This is a genomic window from Klebsiella sp. MS 92-3, assembly GCF_000195655.1.
Lineage (GTDB): Bacteria > Pseudomonadota > Gammaproteobacteria > Enterobacterales > Enterobacteriaceae > Klebsiella > Klebsiella pneumoniae.
Genome location: NZ_GL882836.1, coordinates 16,935 through 20,243, shown reverse-complemented (window position 1 = coordinate 20,243; position 3,309 = coordinate 16,935). Strand labels below are relative to the sequence as shown.

The window sequence follows — 3,309 nt, the reverse complement described above, 5'->3', positions numbered from 1 at the left end:
CGGGGGGGGGGCTTTTTTTTATCCTGCAGATCCGATCACCAACAGTCGTTGACGCGGCTGAGGCCCTGCTCCAGCGAGGTCACTTCCCCGCAGGCCAGCAGACAGCAGGCAAGCTGGATCTTCAACGAGTTGGGCACCGGTTCGACGCCAGCGACGCAGCGTTCAATCCAGCGCGCGGTGACCTCAGGGTCTTTCGAGGTCGGCAGGACCACCGCCTCCGCTGCCATCTCAGTCTGGCGTTCGTACAGCACCCGCACGCCCTGCTCATCAATCAGGCTGATCTGCGGACAGCGCTGCGGGTTGGCGTACACTTCGCCCTCGGTACCATGCATCAGCAGCGCGCGGCCACCGGTCTCGCGAAAGAAGTTCGCCACCCGGGGAACATATTCCGGATGCGACACGCTGGAGAGACGCAATGCCTCCCCTTCGCCAAACGGCGTGGCCAGCTTGGCCAGGGTATGGGCGCTGTTGCGTACGCCCATCCGCCAGCGCATCGCCAGCTGTTTCTCCAGCGGCGGACAGAAGGCCCCCACCGGGATATACACCGGTTCATGGCCCTCCAGCTGCGCCTGAGCCTGTCCGGCGTGCAGGGTGGCCGGAATGTCCAGCAGGGTAAAAATGGTTTCGGTCAGCACCCGGGTGGGATCGTGACTGACGCCGTGAACCACCACCGGAAATCCCAGCTTGTGCAGGAGCATCGCCAGCAGCGGCGTGAGGTTCGCCTGCTTGCGCGCGCCGTTGTAGCTGGGGATAACGATCGGCATCGGCTTGCCGGCCGGCGGGGTCAGGCGCAGCGTATGCTGCTGCATCGCGGCGTAAAAACCTTTCATCTCCGCTTCGCCTTCGCCTTTAATGCGCAGGGCGATTAATATTCCCCCCAGCTCCAGCTCCGGCACCTCGCCGTTCAGCATCCGCGCGTAGAGCGCACGGGCGGTCTCTTCATCGAGATCGCGGGCATGATTCTTACCGCGACCCACCTCTTTTATAATTTTGCTGTACTCCATGGCTCCCCCTGGTGCATCACGCGCCGGCGTCAGCGACGTTTGCGGCCCGTCTGTTTTGCTGTCTGTTTTGCTTTCCGTTTTACTATAACCTCCGGAACGCCCGGCTGCTCTATGGGAAAAACAGGTAATGCGTTCAGTAGACGCGCGCCGTAGTTTTTGGTCAACAGACGCTTATCGTAAATCACCACCTCTCCCCAGCAGTTATGGCTACGGATCAAACGCCCCACCTGCTGAATAAGATTAAAGGAGGCGCTGGGCAAACTCTGTACCTCGAAGGGATAACGATTGAGGCTTTTCAGCCATTCGCCTTCGGTGATCACTACCGGGCTGTCGATGGGCGGAAAAGCGATTTTATGGATATGCACCTGGCTCAGCAGATCGCCTTTTAAATCGAGACCTTCGGCAAAGGACTGCAGACCCACCAGCACGCTGCGCTCGCCGCTTTCCACCCGTTTGCGATGCAGCTCCACCAGCCGGTAGCGCGGCTGGTCGCCCTGCACCAACAGCATCAGGCGCAGATCGGTCACATGCTCGAGGAAGCGGTTCATCGCCCGCCCGCTGGCAAACAGCACCAGCATCCCGAGATGTTTTTTGATCTCCACCTGCTGGCGAAAATAGGCCGCCATCTCGGCAATGTGCTGCTCTTCGTTATCGATCAGCGGTTCATAACGCATTTGAGGAATAATAATTTTCCCCTGCTCCACGTGGTTGAACGGCGAATCCAGCGCCACGAAGCGGTCCCCCGCTTTCTCCTTCAGACCGCTCATCTCCTGCAGGCGCGAGAAGCTGTTTAGCGAGCGCAGCGTCGCTGACGTCACCACGATATGCGGCACGCTGCGCCACAGCAGCCGTTCAAGCTGATCGCTGACGCGGATCCCGACGCAGTGGAACCAGACGTGGATCTGGCCGTCGCGCACCACCCGCGTCGCCCATTTGGTTACCGGCGCGCCTGAGGACTGCGCCAGCGACGCCAGGCGCCATAGCTTGCTTTGGCTTTCAAACATGCCAAGGGCGCGGTTCATCTGCAGCAGCACCCGATGCAGGCGCACCACGTCATGGCTGCCGGTCTTTTCGCTGAGATCGTTCAGGAACAGCTCCGCCAGGCCGCGCAGCAACTCGGTGAGCTTCGCCAGCCGCTGGCAGATCTCCATCACCTCCTGCGGCAGTTCGCCCATCGGGAAGCGATGCTCCGCTTCCTGACCGGCGGGCATATAGAGATTGAGAATATTATTCAACGAGGCAATCAGCTCGAAAAGCTCTTCGCAATGAGCGGTGAGCCGCTCCGGATTGGCCAGCGGCGGCGTGGTTTTCGGACGAAACTGCTCCATGCAGGTGGCCACCAGCTTGCAGAACAGATCCAGCTGCAGGCGAAACCAGGGGGCGGTGATCTCGGCGCTCATCTCCAGCGCGTCGCGGGCGACGTCCGGCAGATGATGGCCTTCATCGAGGACCAGCAGCAGGTTTTTCGGCTCCGGCAGCACCGCTTCGCTCTCCATCGCCGCCATCACCAGCGCATGGTTGGCCACCACCACTTCCGCCTCCTGAATTTCCCGCCGCGCCACAAAGAACGGGCACTCGCGATAGTAGTGGCAGTTGCGGTTCAGGCAGCTGGCCTTATCGGTGCTCAGCCGGCTCCATAGCCCATCGTCGATGGCTTTGTCGGTATGGTCGCGCAGGCCGTCCCAGCGGTAGCTGTCGAGATCCTGCTTCAGGGTCGCGCACAGCTTCTGCTCCGCCTGATTATTCGGGGTGAGATCGTCATCGAGAAAGGCCAGCAGATCCTGCTGCGACGGCTCGGTGCTGGCCAGCGCCGTCAGGTTGCGCGGACAGACGTAGCGTCCGCGGCCAAAGGCGGCGGTGAAGCGCAGGTCGGGAATGATTTTACGCAGCAGCGGCAGGTCCTTACTGTAGATTTGATCCTGCAGGGCGACGTTGGCGGTGCTGACCACCAGCGTTTTTTGTTCCTCGCGGGCGATGGCGATGCCCGGGATCAGATATGACAGCGTTTTGCCGACGCCGGTCGGCGCTTCGATAGCCAGATGCCTGCCCTCTTCCCCGGCAAGGGTTTTCGCCACATCGGCGATCATCTGCCGCTGCGGGGGACGCGGAATAAAGTCCGGGATCTGTTCCTGAAGCGCCTTATACCAGGCGGCGATTTGCGCTTTCAGCGCAGCGGTCAAAGCCATGAGAAAACCTGAATACTGTATAAACAGCCACTATTGTGCCATTTTTGCCCGCCCGGAGGTATTGCTTTCTGCGGAGTGTGGAAGCCTGCTCGACAAATAGTGTAATGGAAAGAAAAAGG

Annotated in this window: 2 protein-coding genes; both read right to left on the bottom strand. The window is 60.6% G+C overall.

Features of this window, described 5'->3' with window-relative positions; genetic code table 11:
• Positions 1–35 precede the first annotated feature (35 nt).
• Positions 36–1,004, bottom strand: coding sequence for a DNA-binding protein YbiB (gene ybiB, locus HMPREF9538_RS07855; RefSeq protein WP_004179105.1), 969 nt, complete (start codon positions 1,002–1,004; stop codon positions 36–38).
• Between the two features lie 29 nt (positions 1,005–1,033).
• On the bottom strand, positions 1,034–3,190 hold the full coding sequence (gene dinG / locus HMPREF9538_RS07860) for an ATP-dependent DNA helicase DinG (RefSeq protein WP_009485756.1): 2,157 nt from the start codon (positions 3,188–3,190) through the stop codon (positions 1,034–1,036).
• Between the last annotated feature and the right edge of the window lie 119 nt (positions 3,191–3,309).